This window comes from Romboutsia sp. 1001216sp1 (assembly GCF_039841805.1).
In the GTDB taxonomy this organism is placed as follows: Bacteria; Bacillota; Clostridia; order Peptostreptococcales; family Peptostreptococcaceae; genus Romboutsia_C; species Romboutsia_C hominis.
In genome coordinates this window covers 53,926-70,012 of record NZ_JBDPHA010000009.1, presented here as the reverse complement: position 1 = coordinate 70,012, position 16,087 = coordinate 53,926, and the positions used below count along the sequence as shown (strand labels likewise).

The following is a 16,087-nucleotide window of genomic DNA, read 5'->3' as shown; positions in this document are numbered from 1 at the left end:
ATATGATCTGTAGAGTAAGGTACAGAGAACCGTATCACAAGTAAGTGATACGGTTTTTATAATTATGGTTTTAAGACTACCTTTATACAGTTATCTAATTTACTATCAAATATATCATAGGCATGTTTACCTTCAGATAATGACAACTTATGAGTAATAATATCAGTAGGATTATATTCACCTTTTTTGATTATATCTAAAATTTTAGGCATATAAGCTTGAGCAGGGCATTGACCCATCTTTAATGTGATATTTCTAGAAAAGAAATCACCTAATGGGAACAGATTATATCTTGCACCATAAACACCAACCATCATAACAGTTCCCCCTTTTCTAACAGCTCTAGATGAAACTTCAATTGCTGACTTTGAACCTCCTTGAAGTTTTAGGAGAGTTTCAATTTTTTCAAAGTTTGACATTACACCATCCATTCCTACACAGTCTATAATAACATCCGCACCACCATGAGTAATTTCTTTTATGTACTCACCTGTATCATCATGATCTTCAAAGTTAACTGTCTCAATACCTTTGTAGGAGGCGGCATGCTTAAGTCTGTATGAAACTCTATCCACTGCAATAATTCTTCCTACATTTTTTAATATAAGCCATTTGATAACAGAAAGACCTATAGGTCCACAACCAAGTACAACAACTGTATCACCTTTTTTAACACCTGCATTATCAACACCCCAGTAAGAAGTTGGCAAAACATCCGTAAGGAAAAGTACCTGATCATCTGATAATTCTTCAGGAATTTTTATAGGACCTACATTAGCATATGGAACCCTTAAATATTCTGCTTGCCCTCCATCATATCCACCAAAAGTATCACTATAACCAAATATACCACCACATGAGCCATATTCATTAGAGTTATCACATTGACTATATAACTCATGTTCACAATAGAAACAATGTCCACAAGATATAGGAAAAGGAACAACAACTCTATCACCTTTTTTTAATTTAGTAACATCTTTACCTACTTCTTCAACTATTCCCATTGTTTCGTGACCTAAGATTGAATTTTTTTTAAGATTTGGAATCATTCCATGAATTAAATGAAGATCTGAACCGCATATAGCAGTAGATGTAACTTTAATAATAATATCATCACTTTTTTCTAGTTTGGGATCGGCTACATCACGTACATTTACATTTTTAATTCCTTCATATACAATAGCTTTCAATAATATGCCCTCCTTGATATAGCAAAATTTACGTATAATGTAGTTTTAGCTATATTAAGGCAAAATATTCTTTAGGTTGATACTGAAATATTGTATTTTGCTTGAGATATACTAAGAATAAAATATAATACTTAATATATTAATAAATATATAACTATAATGTAAAAATAACAGTATCATAAGTGATGTTAAGTCTAACTATCCATTACAACACCATACTTATTATATAGGTTAAGATATAGTTGGATTGAGGTGAAAATATTATGTAAAATAAATATAAGACGTTACAAATTGCAAAAATAATTGGCAATGTAGAAGTTACTAGAAAGTCTCATTATAGGGTAATAGATGGGAATGAACTAGTAATACATCTTAAAAAGTTGGGTTTTAGATCAGAGGTAAAATTAGTAGAGAAGATAATTGTAGAAAATACTTGATTTGAAAATATTTAACCTAAAAATTATCTCTTTTAGAAGTGTAACGGAGAACCGTATCCCAAGTAAGTGATACGGTTTTTATTTGTATATTATTTTCTAGATATATATTAGATATTGTATCTTATAAAACAAAAAATAAATATTATATAAAAGTAATATATAGTTGCTTTTATATAATATTTATTTATGAATCTTATCTAAGTTAGGGTAGTATTTATTAGACCAATTTTCAAGAGGGGATATAATTTCATAAAGCTCTTTTCCTTTATCAGTTAAGAAATATTCTACCTTAGGTGGCACTTCAGCATATACTATTTTTTCTATTAAACCATCATTCTCAAGCTCTTTAAGTTTTTCGTTTAAAACTTTTTGACTTAAACTTCCAATGGATTTTTGAAGTTCTAAAAATCTTTTAGGTCCTCTATATAAATTACATAATAAAATAGATTTCCATTTACCTTTAATAAATTCCATTGCGAAGTCTAATAAACATACAAATTCTTTGCCATTATAATAAACCATTAATTTTACCTACCTGCTAATTATTCTTAATAAAGTAATACTATAATAAATTACTTATGAATATATTATATATTATTTTTAGTTTTATAAAAATTTATTTATTTCAAAATATATTTATTTCAAAAATCTTACCTATAGGTAAGTAATCTTACTAAAAAGTGCGTACTTGTAAGGCTTCTAGATGACAAATATAATAATCACATAGGCAAAATCAATGTTTGGAGGTAAAGTTATGAAAGTAGTTGCTTTCAATGGAAGTCCTAATAAGAACGGAAATACTTATAATGCTATAAAAACTGTAGCAGCGGAATTAGAAAAAGAAGGTATAGAAGTAGAAATTGTTCATGTAGGAAATAAATTAGTACGTGGATGTCTAGCTTGTGGGGGATGTTCAAGAAATCAGAATGAAAGATGTGTCATAGAAACTGATGGAGTAAATGAATGGGTTCAAAAAATGAAAGAAGCTGATGGAATAATTTTAGGATCTCCAGTTCATTATTCAGCAATAGCAGGAACTATGAAATCATTCTTAGATCGTGCTTTTTATGTAGCTTCTTCAAATGGAGGAATGTTTAGACATAAAATAGGAGCAAGTGTAGTAGCAGTAAGAAGATCAGGAGGAATACCTGTATTTGACCAATTAAATAACTATATTAATTATTCAGAAATGATAATGCCTACATCTAATTATTGGAATGTAGCTTATGGAACTACTCCTGGAGAAGTGACTCAAGATGAAGAAGGTATGCAAATAATGAGAGTACTTGGGAAAAATATGGCTTGGATGATGAAAGTACTTGAAGCTGGAAAATCTCAAGTTAAAGAAAATGAAAAAGAAGATAAGATATTTACAAACTTTATAAGATAGATAAAAAAGATCGTATCAAATAATTGATACGGTCTTTTGGTATTTATTAATGAAAAACGGAAAGTCATTAGATTACTTAAATAAAAGTATATAAATTATAGTGAATAGTTATGCTTTATATTCTGAATGAAATATAGAATTTAGATTTTATAAACAATTATATTAAAGTTTATACTTATATTGTATAAATAGAAGAATTTGTTTTGCTGTAAAATACAGCTTCCTACGAGAATTTAATCTTAACATAGAAAGCCATTTTTACAGTATCTTTTGATTAATGCTCGGAGTTATGCTCAGCAGCTTCTGCATCTGCTTTAGTTTTATGAACAGTACCATGTGGATGCTCAGGTGGGGCATAGATAGCATACAATTTAAGTGGTTTATCACCCGTATTGATTACATTGTGCCATTTACCAGCAGGTATCATGATGGCATAATCATCATGAACTTCTCTTTCAAAGTCCAATTTATCTTTATTCTCACCCATTTTAACAAGACCTTGACCTTCTTCAATACGTATGAATTGGTCACCTGTTGGGTGGACTTCCAAACCTATGTCATCCCCAACATCGATGCTCATTAAGGTAACTTGCAGATTGTTTCCTGTCCATAAAGCGGTACGAAAAGTATTGTTTTGCTTAGTAGCTTCATCAATATTAACTGTAAATGGCTCTGCTCCATAATCCTTCAATTTAGTAGTTTGTCTCTTAAAGTATGAGTTATATATTGGTGTGTTAGTCCAGAAGGGGTATGGATACATTGGAGCATTAACCCAGTAATGGTATGTATATCCTCTATAAATATTATACATTGGTGTATTAATCCAGTAAGAATAGGTATATGGTTCACAAACATTAAACATATTTCTCATTCCTTTCATAGACTTTATAATATTTTATGATATATGTTTAGAGAAGGTGCTTATCCCACAAGAAAGTTGTATTTTCATTTAGTTGTATTGAAGTTAATGAATTTAAAGGTGACAATATAAATGAGAAAATAAAGAAAAATTTGTTTCGTAGAGTAAAGTACAGAGAAGTGCATTAGAAGTAAGATATAGTGGAATTTAGTATAATAATAATTATATTATTAATTCATAGGGTAGTGTTATTTATATATGGTAAGTTATACTTCTATATAGCAAAATAGTTGATAGTAGAAGGCTTTTTAGTATTGTAATATTTTATTAGATATTAGAGTATTAATAAAAAGTTTTTATGATAATCAAATTAATTAAAATAAGCATTAATACAAATAATGATAAAAATGAATTTTTTTAAATTTTTTCATTGTTATATACTCCTTTAACTATTAAACTCGAACCTAGCTTACAAAAATTAAAAATAGGGATTATTAGGATTTTAGATAATAATAAAATTATAATTGTAAGGTTTTTCAATATTATAAGGAATAATATTTAACACAATGGTAAATATATAACTATAATGTAAAAATAATAAATATTTATTATTAAAAATGAACTATTTAATAAATACTGAAGATTTATTTGTAGAGATTTAATAACAAAAAGTAATTATAAAATTTTATTAAAGGAGTGGCTTATATGGCACATGATAATAATGAAAAAAAAGGAAATAATAATAGTTTATTAAGATGGATAGGAAGATTTATATTAGTCGCAGTTATTCTAATGATAACATCATTTGTAACTCCAGGATTTTCAATCAATGGAATATGGTCATTTTTAATAGCTGCAGTTGTTATATCTGGATTAGATTATTTAGCAGAATTACTTATGGGAGTTGACGCATCTCCTTTTGGAAAAGGAATAAAAGGGTTTATAATTGCAGCTATAATAATATATTTAGCACAATTTTTAGTACCTGATATGGGTGTAACTATTATAGGCGCAATACTTGCAGCTATAGTTATTGGAGTTTTAGATGCAATATTCCCTGCTAGAGCTATGTAATTTAAAATACATTTAAAAAATTATACTAAAGTAGTAATTTAACCAATAGTTTTATTTAAGGTTATTACAAAAACCCGTATCACAACGAAGTGATACGGTTTTTTATATATAATAAATATTAAAAAATATAGGATTTTGTCAACTTAGTAAATAAAAAAATTCTATTAGATTTTTAAGGATAAAATTCAAAATTAATATATTAATTTTGAATTTAGTTCAATTGGATGAAAGAGCAATTATAGATATTTTGAAGTAGTTAGATAAGGCATTTAATACGTAGTTATGTTGCTAAGAGACAGATAAATGTAAATATAGAAGGTGATATTTTTCATTGGTTTAAAAAGGTATGTAAGTGAGATAAATAACAAACTAAATAAAAATAAGATCCGTAGAGTAAGTTTCTGATAACAGCATTATAGATAAATGATATTCTTAGAATAAAAGAGGCTTAAACTAATCTGTGTATATGGATATGTTTATGCCTCAATGGATTATTTATATAAAAAAACATTTAAATTATCTTTATTATCAAGTGTGGCAAGTAAAACATTTTTTACATCGACTTGATATAAACTTTCTAATTTGGAAACGACCCAGTTCTCATCTTTATTAAGCATTTTTAGCTGTTCAAAGTTAATTTTACCATCTTTAATAATTGTTCTTGGAAAACCAAAAGGTTCCACTTTAATAGACAAATGTGAAGGTGTAATGGGCTCATATTCTGGATGTAAAAAAATAGAAATTTTACCATTAGGCTCTAATGTTGCTAATGCTACTTTCTTCAGATCTTCTACCTTTTTTTCACGTAATTCTTCTAATAATATATCGATTGATATTCGTGCTTTTTTTAGCCCGTTATAAAGGATTTCACCATTTTGAATAAGCGTGATTGGTGGATTATTAATAATTTTTCCAAGGTACGGAAATTTAAGAACTATGAATACTCCCAAAATATATAGAACAACTAATACAAGTGTTGTAATGATGGAGCCTTCTAGTCCAAGCTTTTCATCAGACAATGGATGAGCAATAATATTACCGATTACTAAAGTAATAGCAAAATCAATTAGTCTTAATTGAGAAATGGAACGATGCCCTAATAACTTTGCAATTGCTAGCAAAAAGAAAAAAGCAATAATAGCACGAAGTATCCAGTCAATGGTGCTAAGTGTTTCTTGACCATTTAAAAAGTTCATATAAAATATCTCCTTTGCCTAAAATATTTAATACTTATGTTATTTTAACCAATAACTTATAAAAAATTAGAATATATAGACTAATTCCAAAGCACCTTTCTGACGAAATAAAGTGGAATGATGATGTTTCAATATATAAGAGGATAATATTTTTTGAATAGAATCTTTTATTTTAACTTGAGTATTATGATTAATAATAATCTAACTATTAATACATATTAATGGAATCTAAAAAAGTAAGAAGTATCAAGAGTGAAGGGAAAATTGTTTACTAAAAAACGAAAAATTATAGTGGTGTGTAAAGGAGGGAATTATGTAAAATTAACGAGAAATAGGAACGAAATTGACAAATGCTCATATATATTATATCAAGAGATTTCTTATAAGAGTCTTTTAATATAATATAATATAATAGGAGAGAGAAAGAATGAGTTTTCAAAATAATAGATGCAGAAGAGATAATGATAATAGAGGTAACAGCTTTAAATGTATGAGATATCATAATGAAGATGAATGTAGACATATGAATTGTCATAGAGATAATTGCTGTAAATGTCATAATGAAGATGAATGTAAACATATGAATTGGCATAAATGTAATTGCTGTAATTGTCATGAAGAAGACGAAATGCAGACGCATGTTCATGAATACTCAGAAAGTGTTAAATTAGCTGAAGAAGGCGATGACAGACATAATCATAGAGTTGCTGGTGTTACAGGAGAAGCTATTCCAATAAATGGTGGGACAAACCATGTTCATAGAATCAGAAATGACAATACAGACTTTTTAGATCATTTCCATCAAATACGCGTTACAACTGGTCCAGCAATTCCAATACCAGGAACTAATAAACATGTTCATTTAGTATCTGGACAAACTACTGTTGTTGATGGCCATTTTCATATGTTCCTTTTCACTACCCAAATTCAAGCACCTTTAGTATAAATTCTATAAAAATAGATAAAAATTTACTGTGATTAAAAATATAATTGCATAAAAAAGAGAATTAAGTTTAATAGGGTCTATAAAATATATTTTATAGACCTCTTTACATATATTCTATATTTTTCATAAATCAAAGGTAAGCTCCTATATTTTAATTACTTTAATTATTTAGAAAATAATTTGATTATGCCATAAGAAAGTATATTTAGAAATTGTGTTTTTATTTTGGAGTGAGGCGGAAAATTCTATCATCATTTATATCAGGATTCCCTCTACCGTCTTTATTACTTGTTGCAAGGTAAATTGAACCATCTTTTCCTTGGACAACTTCACGCAAACGTCCATATTCATTTTTTAGCCATGATTCTACATTCTTAACTACTGTTCCCTTTCCATTTAGCGAAATACCAAGCAACTGTTGTCCACGTAAAGTAGCAACGAGTAATTCTCCTTCCCATGGTCCTTGATTTACGAAGGTGATACCAGATGGAGCCCATGTAACTTCACCGCTATGTATCAAAGGTTTTTGTGTTATAACTTCTGTAGATTCTTCATCTCCTTGAACGATAGGCCACCCATAATTGGTTCCTGGTTGTATTATGTTTATTTCGTCGTGCGCTGATTGCCCATGCTCTGATGCATACAATACATTTTTTGAATTCCATGCTAAGCCTTGAGGGTTTCTATGACCTAAGCTATAAATAGGAGAGTTAATAATTGGATTACCTTTAGGAATACTTCCGTCTAATTCTACTCGAAGTATCTTTCCAGCGGTGCTTGTAGGGTCTTGTGCTAATGCAGGATTTCCGGCATCTCCTGTTGTTATATATAATTTTTGGTCTGGTCCTATCTTTATTCTTCCTCCATTATGGATACTTCCTCCAGGGATTTTATCCAGTATAATCTGGTCAATGGATGCTATATTATTGTTTTCAACTAACCTAACTATACGATTATAGATTTGATTAGCTTCTAGATATGAATGCATAACATAAATATAATGGTTATTTGAAAAGTTTGGATCTAGGGCAATACCCATTAATCCTCCTTCTCCTTGACTTACAAAGGGAGAACTAAATGTGATGAGTGGCTGTGGATTAAGTTTCCCATTTTCAATAATTCTAATAGCACCAGATCTTTCTGTAAAATATATGTTACCTTCATTGCTTATATCTATAGCCCAAGGTACATATAAATTTTCAGCGATAACTTCAATTTCATAAGGAATTTGTCTTGATGCTATTGACTTTATTTTTATATTGTTTTTATTATGATTACGAAATATTGTATTATATAAAACACTAAAAATCTTATTTTTCATATTGATATCCTCCAAATTATTTATCTAAAAATCACATTGTTATTTTAAGGTGAAAATTACAATCCTAATAAATAGAAATTATAATAGAATACTTAGTGAATCTAAGTTGTACTAGTAAAATTATTTCTATTAGTTAAGTAATTCTATGTTTAATTATATTAATTTGAGATTTAAAGTATTAATCATTTGATACTTATCAGAAAATATTAAAATAGACAGTATTAAGTGATAAAAACATAATTATATTAGCAAGGATAAATACTAACTTTGAGCCTAGTCGGTATGAAGATTTGTCAATATGAGAAGACTATGATATTATATAGCCTATGAGTAAAAATATTAACTATATTGAACGGAGGAAATAGTATTATGGAAACTTTACCAAATTGCCCAAAATGTAATTCAGAATATGTATATGAAGATGGAAATCTTTTAGTTTGCCCAGAGTGTGCATATGAATGGAATCCAACTGAGTCAGTTGAAGAAGAAGTTGTAATAAAAGACGTAAATGGAAACGTATTAAAAGATGGAGATGCTGTAACAGTAGTTAAAGACCTTAAAGTTAAGGGAAGTTCATCTTCTATAAAAATAGGAACAAAGGTAAAGAGTATACGTTTAGTTCCAGATGCAGCTGATGGACACGATATAGAGTGTAAAATAGATGGTTTTGGAGCTATGAAATTAAAGTCTAGTGTTGTTAAAAAAGCATAGTATATAGGTTCTAAACACAAAAAAGCTAGGTAAAATACCTAGTCTTTTTTTGCGTTAGAATAAATGATATAAAGTAGTATAAAAGTAAACATTTATGAGATATAAAAAAGGTTAAATACACATTATTGATAAATGATATGTGTTTAACCCTCTTCATATACTTAGCCTTAGAAGTTCTCAGCTTTTATTTCATAATATCCTTGTGGATGCTTGCAAGCTGGACAAACTTGTGGAGCTTCTGTTCCTGAATGAACATATCCACATACTGTACATATCCATTCTTTAACTTCAGGTTTTTCGAAAACTTTGTTTTCTTCTATGTTTTTAGCTAATCTTAAGAATCTATCTCTATGATGAGCTTCTATTGTGTGAATATGAGTGAAAGAAGCAGCTATTTCTTCAAATCCTTCTTCTCTAGCATCTGCAGCGAATTTTAGGTAAAGAGTATCTTCTTCATTTTCACCAGCTGCTGCTGTTTTTAAGTTTTCTAAAGTACTAGACATACCTACCCCATAAGAACCTGTTACTTGAACATCCTCTTTAGTGAAATCATTTAATAAGTATCTAAAGAATATTTTTCCATGCATTTCTTCGTTTTGAGCAGTTTCATCAAATATATCTCCAATTTGAGCAAATCCTTCTTTTCTAGCTATTTTAGCATAGAATTGGTATTTGTTCTTAGCCATTGATTCTCCTGCAAATGCATTCATTAAATTTTGTGCTGTTTTAGTTCCTTTTAAAGATTTCATCTTTAATTCATCTCCCTAAGTATAAATTATATTTTAAATACTTTAATATAAATACCAACTTAAAATTAATCTAAACAAAATAATTAGAAATCTTATATTTTCGTAATTTTAAGAATAATAGAATAAAAATGAATAGTTGCTATATTACTTGATGAATAATTAATAAGCTAAAGAATATGATAAAAGGTAAATTAATTATAAATATAGAAAATATAAAGGATAGAAAAATTAAATATTTGATAAAGTTGACAGAATTTATTTGAACAAATAAGTGTTATAGGGAATTTATAAAAAAGGGGGATTAGATATGAGAAAGTTTATAAGTATTTTATCAACAGGAATAATTGCAATGGGGGTATTGTCAGGTTGTTCATCTATTGATAAAGAAAAATCAGAAAGTATTAAAGACGAAACATTTAAGAAGGTTGTAAAAGTGGTATCTCCAGATGGATTACCAACAATAGCAATAGCTAAATTAATAAAAGAGAAATCAGAAATAAAGTCAAATTATGAAATTGAATATACGATAGAAAAGACATCAGAAACCCTTTCAACAACAGTTATGAAAGAAGAACCAGATATAGCTATAGTACCATCTAATATGGCATCTATAGTTTATAACAAAACAAAGAATTACCAAATAGCAGGAACAACAGGGTTTGGTTCATCTTACATAGTTTCAACAGAAGATATAAATAATTATGAAGACTTAAAAGGAAAAAATATTATGAACATAGGTAAGGGTTTAACACCAGACATAACAGCACAATATATAATATCTGAAAAGGGATTAAATACTGAAAGTGATGTTAATTTTAGCTATGTAAATTCACCAAGTGAATTAGTACCAATGATAGTGTCTGGTAAAGAAAATACAGCAATAGTACCAGAACCAGCTCTTAGTGCCCTCATGACTAAAAAAGAAAATGTGAAAATATTTAAAGGCTTAAATGATGAATATAAAGAAATAGCAGATTCAGAATATGGATATCCTCAAGCAACTATTATAGTTAAGAATAGTTTTTTAGAAGAAAATAAAGATTTTACTAATAAATTTTTAGATAATGTTAAAGAAGGGATAGAATGGGCAAATGAAAACCCATCAGAACTTGCTACATACTGTAAAGAAATAGAAGTTTCAACAGAGAAACCTATAATTGTAAAATCTATTGAAAGAGCAAATCTTAAATTCGTACCTATAGAAGATAGCAAGGATATATACAAAAACTATTATAAAAAGCTATTCGACTCAAATCCAAAGTCACTAGGAGGAAATATACCAGATGAAGGAATTTTTATGGAAAGATAGATTACAGATACTTGCATCTTGTATATTATTAATTATAATTTGGGAAATATTAGCGACACTTATAGATAATCCGATATATTTACCTACAGTAGAAGTGGTTCTAGCTAATATTCTAATTATATTTAAAAGTGAAGATTTTTTTATAAATGTGCTTAGCTCTGCTTACAGGACAATAGTAAGTTTTTTATTAGCTTTAATAAGTTCAATATTTTTAGGTATAGTTTCTTCAGGAAGTAGTTTATTTAGAAACATACTAAAACCCGTAAATGCTTTATCAACATCTATCCCAACTATGGTTTTAGTAGTATTGGCTCTTATATGGTTTGATAAGGACAACGCACCTTTTATAGTTGGGATATTTATAGTTTTCCCCATATTATATGAAGGTGTATTAAGTTCTATTTTAGGAGTTGATAAAAACATAATAGAGATGACAAATATCTATAAGGTAAAAAAAATAGACAAACTTAAATATATCTACTTTCCATTAATAAAGTTTCAAGTTACTAATTTATTAGTGTCTACATTTTCATTGGCTTTTAAAGTGGTTATAGCAGGAGAGGTTCACGGGCAACCAAAGTATGGAATAGGAACAGTAATTCAATATGAAAAAATGAATTTTAATACAGAAGCTATATTTGCATGGATAATAATCATAGCAATGATTTCATTTGCTTTAGATATACTTAATAAGTTTATAACTAAAAAGTCCTTTAAATGGAGAGTGTAGTATGGATATAAAGATAAAAAATTTATATAAGAAATATGATGATAAGGTTATATTTAAAGACTTTAATATTATATTTAAGGAAAATAGAGTAAATACTATATTAGGGAAATCAGGATGCGGAAAAACTACATTACTAAAAATAATTAGCAATATAGTAGAAAAAGATAGCGGAAAAATAGAAGGTATAAATACAAATAGTATAAGTTACATATTTCAAGAGGATAGGCTTGTAGAATGGTTAACAGTAAAGGAAAATCTGAAGTTAATATTAAAAAATGACTATAAAAAAGGTGAGTTAGACAAAATTTGCAAAAAATACTTAAACTTGGTGGGAGTACAGGATTTTGAAAACTATTATCCTCAAAGTTTAAGCGGTGGAATCAGACAAAGGGTAAATATCGCTAGAGCATTTGCTAAACCATCAAAACTTATAATAATGGATGAACCTTTTAAATCGATAGATATAAAAAATAAAAATGACATTATGAAGGCTTTCAAAAATGTTTTGAGAGAAGAAACTAGAACAGTTTTATTTGTAACACATGATATAGATGAAGCCTTATATTTTACGGGGAAAATATATATACTAGGAGGGGATCCATTAATTATAAAAGCAACATTTAACTCAAATCAGATAGAAGATAAAAAACAGATAATAAATTTAATATAATTAATAATTTTTTAGTATTTACGAGGTATATAAAAATAATTTAATTTAAAGATGAACTAATTTAAAAATTAGTTCATCTTTTTTTGTAATTAATAAACATTATAAAGTAAAATACTATAGAGTAGTATTACATATAAAAGAGAAGAGGGAAATTATGAAAATATTAATAGATGGTGATGGATGCCCAGTTGTAGATATAACAATAAAAGTAGCTAAAAAATTTAATATAGAAGTATTAATAATGTGTGATACATCACATAACTTTGATAAGTATAATGTAGAAACTATAGTCTTATCAAAAGGAAGGGATTCCGTAGATTTTTCTTTGGTTAATAAAGTAAATAAGGGTGATATAATAGTAACTCAAGATTACGGTTTAGCTGCAATGGCACTTTCAAAGGGAGGATACCCAATAAATCAAAATGGAAGAGTATATACAAATGAAAATATAGACCAATTACTATTTACAAGACATATATCAAAAAAACTAAGAAGCTCAGGTGCTCGAGTAAAGGGTCCATCAAAAAGGAAGAAAGAAGATAATATAAGATTTGAAAAGTATTTACAAGAATTATGTAAGGAATTATTATAAAGATTGTTAACTATAAATCCGTTATCTTTAAAATTTATATTATTAACAAATAGTATGAATATTTAATATTATTAGTAATATAAAGCAATAGTATTAAGAAGTTTATTAAAAATAAAAAGGGATAGATTTTAAATATCTATTTTTTTTTGTAGAATAATATATATTGTCAGGCAAAACTTTTACAATAAATTTAAATTCTTACAAATCTGTTATATAAGATAAAGAAGAATGTAAGGATATATTGTGTCAAAGTATGGTAAAATAGCCTTATTATCAGAAATATAAAAGGAGGAGATTATAATTATAAATAAAGTAAAATTAAAAAATATATTAAAGTATTTAATAGCATTAGTAATATTTGTTATAGTTATGAAAGAGTTTATCAGTGTAGTTTCTTCATTTAATATGAATACATTTAAACTATATGCAGATAAGTTAACGCTTATAAACTCAATAACAATAATACTTTTAGGAATTATTTCATATCTTCCTTTAAGTCTTTACGATTTTGTACTAAAAAGAAGAGTGAATATCAACTTAGATAACAGGGAGTTATATAAATTCTCATGGATAGCTAGTTCAATTGCTAGTATAGCTGGATTTGGAGGAAGTACAGCCATAGCATTAAAGAGTAATTTTTATGGTAATTATGTGAAGGACAAAAAGTTACTTGTAAAAGAGATATCAAAAATAGTAGCTTTAAATTTAACTGGTTTTTCGATGGTAAGTTTCATATATGCCATCACTAATTTTGAGTCATTAAAGTTAAATGATTGGACAAGCATATTAACTTTAATAATAAGTATATATTTCCCGGCAATATCAATATACTTCATATATAAGTTTATTAAGGGAAATGATGAAGATAGAAAAGATATTAAAGATGCGGTAACTATAATGGGAATATCAGCATTAGAATGGTTAACAACTATAGTTTTAATATACTCTATCATGTTAGTACTAGATGCAAATATATCATTTATGAAATTATTCCCGGTATTTGTACTAGCAATTATAGTGGCTATTGTAAGTTTATCACCAGGAGGACTTGGTTCTTTTGATTTGACAATGATACTAGGATTACAAGCTTTAAATGTTCCATCAGAGAAAGTTTTATTAGCTATATTCCTATATAGAATTTCTTATTATATAGTTCCATTAATTATAGGATTAATTTTATATGGAAATGTAATGTGGAAGACTGTAGATGATGATATAAGAGATATAGTAATGACTATACTATCAAAAATGGCTCATATAGGTATAGTACTTATTGTACTATTAACAGGAAGTATTCTGTTAATATCAGAAGCTATTCCTGAAGTTATAAATAAAATAAATATAATAAGTAGAGTCTCACATCTATCAATAATATATATACCAGATAAATTTGCCATAGTATTAGGATTTTTACTTATAGCTATGTCTAGATTATTAATTTATAAATCAAAAAATATTTATAAATTAACTTTAATAATAGTTGCCTTATGTATTGGGGTGACTTTCGCACAAGGAACGGACTATGGTAGAGCATTGTATTTAGTAATAGTAGGTCTTATAATTTGGCTTGGTAAAAAACAATTTTATAGAGAAAGTTTTGTAATGCGTTGGGGAATATTTATACAAGATGTAATAATATTGCTATCTTTCTTAATACTATATCTATATACTTTCTACGCAAGCGTTCATGGAAAAGTAGGAAAGATACCTTTTACTCAATATCAAATACAATTTTCAAATGCATCATCAAATGTAATGTTTTTAAGTATAGCTGGATTTATAATAGCCATATTATTCTTATGTATTATATATTATAAGAATGGTAAAAATGAATTCCCTAAGATGAAATTAGAAGAATGTAAAGATGATGTAGAAAATATACTAAATAAATTTGGCGGGACATCTATAATACACTTTATATATTTAAATGATAAGTATGTTTATATAAATAAAGATAAGGATGTTTTAATACAATATCAAACTTATGCTAATAAGATATTTATATTAGGAAATCCAGTAGGGAATGATGAAAATATATTTAATACTATTCAGGAATTCTATGAGTTAGCTGATAAATATGGATATATACCAACATTCTGTGCTATAGATGATAAATTAATTCCATACCTTCATGAAACAGGATATGAGTTCTTTAAATTAGGAGAAGAGGCAGCTGTAGATTTAAATAAATTTACATTAGAAGGAAGAAAAATGAAGAGTGTAAGAAATGCTATATCAAGAGTTAGCAAAGAAGAATATACATTTGAAGTTGTAAAGCCTCCTTTCAGTGATGAATTTATGGATAGTATAAAAGCTGTATCTGATGAATGGCTATGTGGAAGACAAGAAAAAGGATTCTCAATAGGATTTTTCGATGTAGAGTATTTAAGTAGAAATCCAATATCTATAGTTAAAAATAAAGATGGTGAAATAAAGGGATTTGCTAACTTTATGCCGATGTATGATGGTCATAAAACTTTATCGATAGACTTAATGCGTTTTTCACATGAAACTTGTAATGGAATAATGGACTTCATGTTCGTTAATCTATTTGAGTGGGGAAAAGAAAATGGATACTCAAGATTTAATATGGGTATGGCTCCATTATCAAATGTAGGTATATCAAAGTATGCATTTCTAGGTGAGAAGATAGCTGCCAAGGTATATTCACATGGACATAAATTCTATTCATTCCAAGGTCTAAAGAAGTTCAAAGAAAAATACTGTGATTCTTGGGATGGAAGATATATGGCTTATAAAAGAAAAACATCATTAATAACTACAATGATTCAAGTTATTTTGTTAGTTTCGAAACCTATAGAGAAGGTAGATTAAACTTATAAATATATAAAGTAAATATAATAATAAAATGATAGTCTATGAGATTAAATCAATCATCAATAGACTATC

Annotated in this window: 15 protein-coding genes; 9 read left to right on the top strand and 6 right to left on the bottom strand. The window is 27.6% G+C overall.

Going from position 1 to position 16,087, the window contains the following annotated elements:
* Positions 1 to 62: 62 nt before the first annotated feature.
* Both ABHC41_RS10125 and ABHC41_RS10120 read right to left on the bottom strand, forming a co-directional pair.
* The gene (locus ABHC41_RS10125) at positions 63 to 1,193 is read right to left on the bottom strand and encodes a zinc-dependent alcohol dehydrogenase (RefSeq protein ID WP_166506155.1); all 1,131 of its coding nucleotides are present in this window, start codon (positions 1,191 to 1,193) and stop codon (positions 63 to 65) included.
* A gap of 617 nt (positions 1,194 to 1,810) precedes the next feature.
* The gene (locus tag ABHC41_RS10120; protein WP_195928811.1) at positions 1,811 to 2,152 is read right to left on the bottom strand and encodes a helix-turn-helix domain-containing protein; all 342 of its coding nucleotides are present in this window, start codon (positions 2,150 to 2,152) and stop codon (positions 1,811 to 1,813) included.
* A gap of 232 nt (positions 2,153 to 2,384) precedes the next feature.
* Between ABHC41_RS10120 and ABHC41_RS10115 the strand changes: the two genes are divergently transcribed.
* Positions 2,385 to 3,020 carry a flavodoxin family protein gene (locus ABHC41_RS10115; RefSeq protein ID WP_092921625.1) on the top strand — a complete coding sequence of 212 codons (636 nt, stop codon included), beginning with the start codon at positions 2,385 to 2,387 and terminating at the stop codon, positions 3,018 to 3,020.
* A gap of 274 nt (positions 3,021 to 3,294) precedes the next feature.
* Here the strand turns inward: ABHC41_RS10115 and ABHC41_RS10110 are convergent, their stop codons facing one another.
* Positions 3,295 to 3,900: a cupin domain-containing protein gene (locus tag ABHC41_RS10110; RefSeq protein WP_271893731.1), complete on the bottom strand. Its 606-nt coding sequence runs from the start codon at positions 3,898 to 3,900 to the stop codon at positions 3,295 to 3,297.
* A 684-nt stretch (positions 3,901 to 4,584) separates the two neighbouring features.
* Here ABHC41_RS10110 and ABHC41_RS10105 point away from each other — a divergent pair.
* Positions 4,585 to 4,953: a phage holin family protein gene (locus ABHC41_RS10105; RefSeq protein ID WP_166506152.1), complete on the top strand. Its 369-nt coding sequence runs from the start codon at positions 4,585 to 4,587 to the stop codon at positions 4,951 to 4,953.
* Positions 4,954 to 5,444: 491 nt separating this feature from the next.
* Here ABHC41_RS10105 and ABHC41_RS10100 read toward each other — a convergent pair whose 3' ends face one another.
* The gene (locus tag ABHC41_RS10100; RefSeq protein WP_166506151.1) at positions 5,445 to 6,149 is read right to left on the bottom strand and encodes a DUF421 domain-containing protein; all 705 of its coding nucleotides are present in this window, start codon (positions 6,147 to 6,149) and stop codon (positions 5,445 to 5,447) included.
* Positions 6,150 to 6,576: 427 nt separating this feature from the next.
* Between ABHC41_RS10100 and ABHC41_RS10095 the strand changes: the two genes are divergently transcribed.
* Entirely contained in the window at positions 6,577 to 7,095 is a 519-nt protein-coding gene (locus ABHC41_RS10095) for a YmaF family protein (RefSeq protein WP_195581691.1), read from the top strand.
* A 220-nt stretch (positions 7,096 to 7,315) separates the two neighbouring features.
* Here the strand turns inward: ABHC41_RS10095 and ABHC41_RS10090 are convergent, their stop codons facing one another.
* The gene (locus tag ABHC41_RS10090) at positions 7,316 to 8,416 is read right to left on the bottom strand and encodes a PQQ-dependent sugar dehydrogenase (protein WP_271893733.1); all 1,101 of its coding nucleotides are present in this window, start codon (positions 8,414 to 8,416) and stop codon (positions 7,316 to 7,318) included.
* 369 nt (positions 8,417 to 8,785) lie between these two features.
* Here ABHC41_RS10090 and ABHC41_RS10085 point away from each other — a divergent pair, with 369 nt between their 5' ends.
* Entirely contained in the window at positions 8,786 to 9,127 is a 342-nt protein-coding gene (locus ABHC41_RS10085) for a zinc ribbon domain-containing protein YjdM (RefSeq protein WP_092921613.1), read from the top strand.
* A 167-nt stretch (positions 9,128 to 9,294) separates the two neighbouring features.
* On the opposite strand, the gene rbr is transcribed toward ABHC41_RS10085, so the two are convergent.
* Positions 9,295 to 9,876: a rubrerythrin gene (rbr, locus tag ABHC41_RS10080; RefSeq protein ID WP_195928805.1), complete on the bottom strand. Its 582-nt coding sequence runs from the start codon at positions 9,874 to 9,876 to the stop codon at positions 9,295 to 9,297.
* Between the two features lie 307 nt (positions 9,877 to 10,183).
* On the opposite strand from rbr, the gene ABHC41_RS10075 reads away from it, so the two are divergent.
* The 5 genes from ABHC41_RS10075 (at position 10,184) to mprF (ending at position 16,012) form a co-directional block, all read left to right on the top strand.
* A complete protein-coding gene (locus ABHC41_RS10075; protein ID WP_271893735.1) occupies positions 10,184 to 11,185 on the top strand; it encodes an ABC transporter substrate-binding protein in 1,002 nt (333 codons plus the stop codon).
* A complete protein-coding gene (locus ABHC41_RS10070) occupies positions 11,160 to 11,915 on the top strand; it encodes an ABC transporter permease subunit (protein WP_195238380.1) in 756 nt (251 codons plus the stop codon). The genes ABHC41_RS10075 and ABHC41_RS10070 overlap by 26 nt, the downstream gene beginning before the upstream one ends.
* 1 nt (position 11,916) lies before the next feature.
* Entirely contained in the window at positions 11,917 to 12,585 is a 669-nt protein-coding gene (locus ABHC41_RS10065; RefSeq protein WP_166506144.1) for an ATP-binding cassette domain-containing protein, read from the top strand.
* Positions 12,586 to 12,739: 154 nt separating this feature from the next.
* Positions 12,740 to 13,177, top strand: coding sequence for a YaiI/YqxD family protein (locus ABHC41_RS10060; protein WP_195238379.1), 438 nt, complete (start codon positions 12,740 to 12,742; stop codon positions 13,175 to 13,177).
* Between the two features lie 294 nt (positions 13,178 to 13,471).
* Complete coding sequence (gene mprF / locus ABHC41_RS10055) at positions 13,472 to 16,012, top strand: bifunctional lysylphosphatidylglycerol flippase/synthetase MprF (RefSeq protein ID WP_330678046.1); 2,541 nt, start codon at positions 13,472 to 13,474, stop codon at positions 16,010 to 16,012.
* Positions 16,013 to 16,087 lie beyond the last annotated feature (75 nt).